This is a genomic window from Pseudanabaena sp. SR411 (assembly GCF_002251945.1).
Classification (GTDB): domain Bacteria; phylum Cyanobacteriota; class Cyanobacteriia; order Pseudanabaenales; family Pseudanabaenaceae; genus Pseudanabaena.
This window is the reverse complement of the sequence record NZ_NDHW01000240.1, coordinates 1-5,382: the sequence shown is the minus strand read 5'-3', so window position 1 is coordinate 5,382 and position 5,382 is coordinate 1. Positions and strand designations below refer to the sequence as shown.

Genomic DNA, 5,382 nt, shown 5'->3' with positions numbered 1-5,382 from the left:
AAAATCCATATACCTGTTGACGAAATTCCTGTAGTTTGTCAATAATCATGGCTGTAGATATGTCTTTCTTTTTTATCTACTTTAGGCAGTTTGTATCTCTTTTACTCTGCCTTTCTTACCTTTTTTAGTCTAAACTCCAGTAAATAATCGGCGATCGCTCTTACTTGATGATGCTGATTATGATGGGCATTCGCTGTCAATGTTTCAGAAAATTGCTGGCGCTCTCAATCAGAAGGTTGAGATTAAGTTTTCAGCGATCGAGCTTGAGGCGATTTGGGTATAGTCGCTTTTATATGCTTTCGATTCGATACTGTTTAACAATGTTATGAGACTTTTTCCCATTGCAAAAGCTAAATTAACTGGAACAGCATTTCCAATTTGCTTATATTGACTCGATAATGATCCAGAAAAGATCCACTCATCAGGAAAAGTTTGAATCCGTGCATATTCTCTAACAGTAAGCGGTCTACTTTCCTCTGGATGACATCTTTCAGTCTGCTTTTGAGATGGACTACAAGTCAGAGTTAAGCTTGGCTCATCCCAAGACAATCTACGAGCCATTCCAGTTTTTCCACCACCAAGAAAATAACTACCTTGCATATATTCACGCTGTAGTTCATCAGGTAAATCTCGCCAATACCCACCTTGAGGTACAAGTTTTAAGATTTCTTCTTTTCGTTTAGAGTATTTTTGACCAATAGATTCAGGTACATCATTGGGATAAAGTTCACCAGCTTTAAGGGCATCCTTCAATACATAAATCCGTTTGTAAGGTGAGGGCCATTGAAACTGAGCATACTGAACTAGGTCATTACGAATGCCAACGAGCATTAACCGCTCACGTTTCTGTGGCACTTTATAGAAGATTGCCTTTAAAACTCTTGGTTCAATTAACGTATATCCTAAACTAGAAATTACTGACTTAATTGCCCCGATAGTTCTTCCATTATCATGTTCAAGTAAACCTCTAACATTTTCTCCAAGAAAAACTTTTGGTTGAGATTCCTTAATTGCACGCGCAAATTCAAAAAATAAAGTTCCTCTTGTATCCTCAAATCCAAGTTGATTTCCTGCATAAGAAAATGCTTGACAGGGAAAACCGCCTGAAATAAAGTCGATCCCTCTAAAGCTTGTAAAATCTACATTTTGAATATCACTTTCAATTATGTTCCAGTTTGGTCTATTGGCTCTAAGTGTATTACAAGCTTGCTTGTCGAACTCATTTAGAGCAGCAGCTTCAAAACCAGCTTTTTCAAGTCCTATCGCTAATCCTCCAGCACCAGCAAAAAGCTCTATGGATGAGAAAGATCTGACTGGTTTAACCTGAATCTCCTCATCCCATTTTGAGTTCAGCATATCTCGAATTTCTCTAAACTCGGTCAACTGATTAATCTGGTATTGTTTTTTGCCAGCCGTGGATATAAATGGTTTTAACTTACCGTTGTTTTCCCACTTTAATAATGTTGATTTAGAGACAGATACGATGTCAGCTAACAACTCGGCATTGATACTATTATATGTCAAAATCATGAAATCCTTCATATTTACGAAATGACAATAAATAAATGCTTTTTAGAAGATTTTTATCTATCTCTTTTAGCTCTTTTACTACTGTATTAGACTTTTCAGCAAGCTTCACACTTGATACAACATCTTCGATTATTCTGGGTAACACAGTACATAGTTTCTTAAAAGCTAGTCTATCCCCTGTAACAATTTCATAGAATTTATCAATTGAAACTCTGCGAATTTGTTTATGTGAGACTTTATTTACACTCCACTCAATATTCTGATTCTGACTATTAGAAGCGATAACTTCAACTAACATACAATTAGCATTAGGGTCTTTTATCAAGGTGTCCTGCATCCGAAGATAAGTATTTTTAGAAGAGGATGAATTCATTGTGTTATGTTTGTTTTTCATCTCTACATAAATTTTCTTTGACTCATTTACAATGTCGTAACCTTGATCTGGAACAGTCCACCCATTACCAACAAATTTAAAAATATTTTGATGAAAATATCCTATGTGATTTGTATTGCTTTTATCTAATTGTCGAATAATCTCACTTTCTAAAACATCTTCAATATCTTTTTTGTAAACTTTTGAATCAAATGTTAATTTGACTGGATCAATTAAATTGCTGTTAAATTCTGAAAGAGCAATTCGGAAACGATATTTCATGACAGTATCTTTGACATGCTTAAAAATATCGCTATCGCTGATAAATCCTAAATTATATTCTTCCATTTTATAAAAACAATCACAAGAAAATCAACGATTACTTTAGTAGTAGTTTTAAGTTCGATTATAAAGCATTTTGGCTAATTATGAATTAGTCGAAGCTTTTTGTAGTGATTTGTGACGTTGTGGGATTAGATGCGATCGCCTGATATAGCGATCGCTAATCTATACCATTACTGTCAACTTCCTCAAGAAAAGCGATCGCATCTTGAATGACCGTCTCAATACTTGGCTGATTACAAGAAATTACCTGATCTACCAAATGCTTGTAGTGAGGGAAACTCGGCAGATTAGGGAAATGAGGTGTATTGTCATAGCGAAAAATTAGATTGTTCTGTCCCTCTTGGAAATGATAGCGATAATCAATCGCCGTAATTTGATCATCTACAACAACCAAAGCCTCACTGATAGAAAGTAAATATTGGAAATAAAAACGCAATCGAAGTTTGAGATTAGCACGCTCACTAGATAGAATTGTGGCATTGTAATTCTCTACATAGACATCAGGATAAGCTTCCAAAAATTGATCTATTTGATCGAAATAATCCCTAAAACTATTACGCGACATTTCTTAGCTTACTCTCTAGTTCTTGTCGTAAAGCTAGATAATGACGGTAATTACTTGCCCAATCAAACTTATCTTCATCATCATCCGTCTTACCTTGCTGATACTGCACAAAAAAGTCAGCCGAATCAGTTTGATATTTAATCTCATAACCGTATAACTGCTTAGTCAAAGCTACTAAAGAGTCTAGAGGCGATGTATATTCAGTAATTTGTTTACGCATGACAATAACCGAATTTATTATTTATGTTTTTAAGAAACTTCTACATTTGTTGCTAGTTTCAACAATCATGGTGACTTCCTGAAATCTTATTAAGATTATAGTGGGTTCTCTAAAAACTATGGCATAAAGCTTTAAAAGGATATGCAGTTGAGCTATTGCCTGATATGGCGATCACTAATCTATCCCATTACTTTCAACTCCCTCAAGAAAAGCGATCGCATCTTGAATAACCATGGCAATATTCGGCTGACTACAGGCAATTAACTGATCGAAATAATCCCTAAAACTATTACGCGACATTTCTTAACTTACTCTCTAATTCTTGGCGTAAAGCTAGATACAATCAAAGCTAAAAAGTTGCGCCCCGCAGGGGCGCAACTTTTTAGCTTTGATTGGTTAGTGCGGAGCGCAGAGCAGCACATCCTTACCTAGCAATAACTGAGGACTGCGACAAATAGCGATCGCTAAAAAATTAGAAATTAGAGATTGCGCTGCCTAGGCTATTTTTAGAAATTTTGAGATATTCCGTATTTACACCTGATTCACGGGTCAGCGAAACCTTACCAGTACGGGCAATTTCGCGAATGCCAAACTTGTTTAACATTTTCAAAATCGCCACCATCTTTCCGGGGTCACCCACCACTTCGATCGTTAGGAAATCATCAGCTACATCAACAATACGGGCGCGGAAAATCTGGGATATTTCAATAATTTCCGATCGCACATTCGGGGCGGCGTTCACCTTGACGAGCATCAACTCGCGTTCAACACAGGGAATATCGGTAAAATCAAGAATTGTGATCACATTGATCAGTTTATGCAACTGCTTAGTGATTTGCTCAATCGTGTGATCGTCGCCTGAGACAACCATCGTAATGCGCGTAAATCCATCTTGCTCAGCAGTCCCAACCGCAAGGCTCTCGATATTAAAACCTCGGCGGGCGAACAAGCTAGCAATACGGGTCAGCACGCCTGCCTCATCTTGGACGACAACGGAGAGAGTATGTTTCATGGTGACAAATTCGGCAAATAAACAGCACAGTAGACTATATTAATGACTTTGGTTACCTTATTGCGATTATCAAGATACATATTGATAACGATTAAGGTGCTTATTTTTCAAAACTAAGTGGGACACTAAGCCCCACTTAAGCTATCTATTCAAACCTCAAAAAATATGACTGCCCAGTTTCATCATGTTCCCGTGCTTGCCGAACCTACGATCGCAGGTTTAGAAATTGTTGCAGGTGGTGTATATCTTGACTGCACTGTGGGCGGTGGTGGGCATAGCGCATTAATTTTGCAAGCAGCGGAGAATGTGCGCTTAGTAGGGATTGATCGGGATGAAATGGCGATCACCGCCGCAAGTGACACCCTGAAGGATTATGCAGATCGGGTTAGTTTTTGGCGCGGTAACTTTTGTGAATATCAGCCATCATCGGATTTGAAATTTGATGGTATTCTGGCGGATTTGGGTGTGAGTTCGACTCAGTTTGATGTTGCCGAGCGGGGATTTAGTTTCCGCGAGTCAGGCGATCTCGATATGCGAATGGATAATCGCCAAACTCTCACTGCTGCCGAAATCATCAATCACTATAAAGAAGTAGAACTTGCAGATATCTTTTTTAAACTTGGTGAAGAAAGACTATCGCGGCGGATAGCCCGTCAAATCGTCGAGAAACGTCCCTTTAAAACTACATTGGAACTAGCAAATGCCATCTCGGCATGTGTTCCCTCCAGTTATCGTCACGGTAGAATTCATCCCGCCACCAGAACTTTTCAAGCTTTGCGAATCGCCGTTAATCGGGAATTAGAAAGTCTCGAAAAATGGCTAACCATTGCTCCCAATTGGCTCAAAACTGGCGGTAAAATTGCAGTGATTACATTTCATAGTCTGGAGGATCGGATTGTGAAACATACTTTGCGCGAGGACGATCGCTTACAAGTCCTAACCAAAAAAGTCATCATCGCTACTGATGAGGAAACTAGAGCAAATCCTAGAGCGCGATCAGCTAAGTTACGCATAGCACAAAGGATAGACGCATCCGTCTAAATTCAGATGCTGATGTACGGTGTTACAAAAGACCGCACGTCAACATATAGCAACACAAGAGGTAGCTAGGACAAATCAAAACCCCAAAGATGAGTGGCGGTGCTTCGCGCCGCCACTCATCTTTGGGGTTTTATGTCCTAAGCAAAACTTACATTGCTATACTGGAGTCTAGACTAAGTTGATTAAGAAAATCAGAAAAAGAGCAGGAAGAAGCAACCCAGAGAATGGAGAACTGAGCAAATCCAAGAGAATGAAAAGGAGAATATTTAGGATTAGGTATTAGGGTTGTCTTTGTT

Annotated in this window: 7 protein-coding genes; 1 reads left to right on the top strand and 6 read right to left on the bottom strand. The window is 38.5% G+C overall.

Annotation, left to right across the window (positions count from 1 at the left end; translation table 11 throughout):
* Positions 1-228: 228 nt before the first annotated feature.
* The 6 genes from dcm to ilvN form a co-directional block, all read right to left on the bottom strand.
* Positions 229-1,530: a DNA (cytosine-5-)-methyltransferase gene (gene dcm / locus B9G53_RS24750; RefSeq protein ID WP_094536094.1), complete on the bottom strand. Its 1,302-nt coding sequence runs from the start codon at positions 1,528-1,530 to the stop codon at positions 229-231.
* Positions 1,514-2,251 carry an Eco47II family restriction endonuclease gene (locus tag B9G53_RS24745; protein ID WP_094536093.1) on the bottom strand — a complete coding sequence of 246 codons (738 nt, stop codon included), beginning with the start codon at positions 2,249-2,251 and terminating at the stop codon, positions 1,514-1,516. The genes dcm and B9G53_RS24745 overlap by 17 nt, the downstream gene beginning before the upstream one ends.
* Positions 2,252-2,405: 154 nt before the next feature.
* On the bottom strand, positions 2,406-2,813 hold the full coding sequence (tumE, locus tag B9G53_RS24740; protein WP_094536092.1) for a toxin TumE: 408 nt from the start codon (positions 2,811-2,813) through the stop codon (positions 2,406-2,408).
* Entirely contained in the window at positions 2,803-3,033 is a 231-nt protein-coding gene (tumA, locus tag B9G53_RS24735) for an antitoxin TumA (RefSeq protein WP_094536091.1), read from the bottom strand. The genes tumE and tumA overlap by 11 nt, the downstream gene beginning before the upstream one ends.
* Positions 3,034-3,207: 174 nt before the next feature.
* Complete coding sequence (locus tag B9G53_RS28785; protein ID WP_254923805.1) at positions 3,208-3,333, bottom strand: hypothetical protein; 126 nt, start codon at positions 3,331-3,333, stop codon at positions 3,208-3,210.
* Between the two features lie 172 nt (positions 3,334-3,505).
* Positions 3,506-4,045, bottom strand: coding sequence for an acetolactate synthase small subunit (ilvN, locus tag B9G53_RS24730; protein WP_094536090.1), 540 nt, complete (start codon positions 4,043-4,045; stop codon positions 3,506-3,508).
* A gap of 165 nt (positions 4,046-4,210) precedes the next feature.
* On the opposite strand from ilvN, the gene rsmH reads away from it, so the two are divergent.
* A complete protein-coding gene (gene rsmH / locus B9G53_RS24725; protein ID WP_094536089.1) occupies positions 4,211-5,086 on the top strand; it encodes a 16S rRNA (cytosine(1402)-N(4))-methyltransferase RsmH in 876 nt (291 codons plus the stop codon).
* Positions 5,087-5,382 lie beyond the last annotated feature (296 nt).

Excerpts from the sequence above, each read along its gene's own strand:
- dcm (WP_094536094.1), bottom strand. The coding sequence starts at position 1,530 with ATGATTTTGACATATAATAGTATCAATGCCGAGTTGTTAGCTGACATC.
- rsmH (WP_094536089.1), top strand. The coding sequence starts at position 4,211 with ATGACTGCCCAGTTTCATCATGTTCCCGTGCTTGCCGAACCTACGATC.
- B9G53_RS24745 (WP_094536093.1), bottom strand. The coding sequence starts at position 2,251 with ATGGAAGAATATAATTTAGGATTTATCAGCGATAGCGATATTTTTAAG.
- tumA (WP_094536091.1), bottom strand. The coding sequence starts at position 3,033 with ATGCGTAAACAAATTACTGAATATACATCGCCTCTAGACTCTTTAGTA.
- ilvN (WP_094536090.1), bottom strand. The coding sequence starts at position 4,045 with ATGAAACATACTCTCTCCGTTGTCGTCCAAGATGAGGCAGGCGTGCTG.
- tumE (WP_094536092.1), bottom strand. The coding sequence starts at position 2,813 with ATGTCGCGTAATAGTTTTAGGGATTATTTCGATCAAATAGATCAATTT.
- B9G53_RS28785 (WP_254923805.1), bottom strand. The coding sequence starts at position 3,333 with ATGTCGCGTAATAGTTTTAGGGATTATTTCGATCAGTTAATTGCCTGT.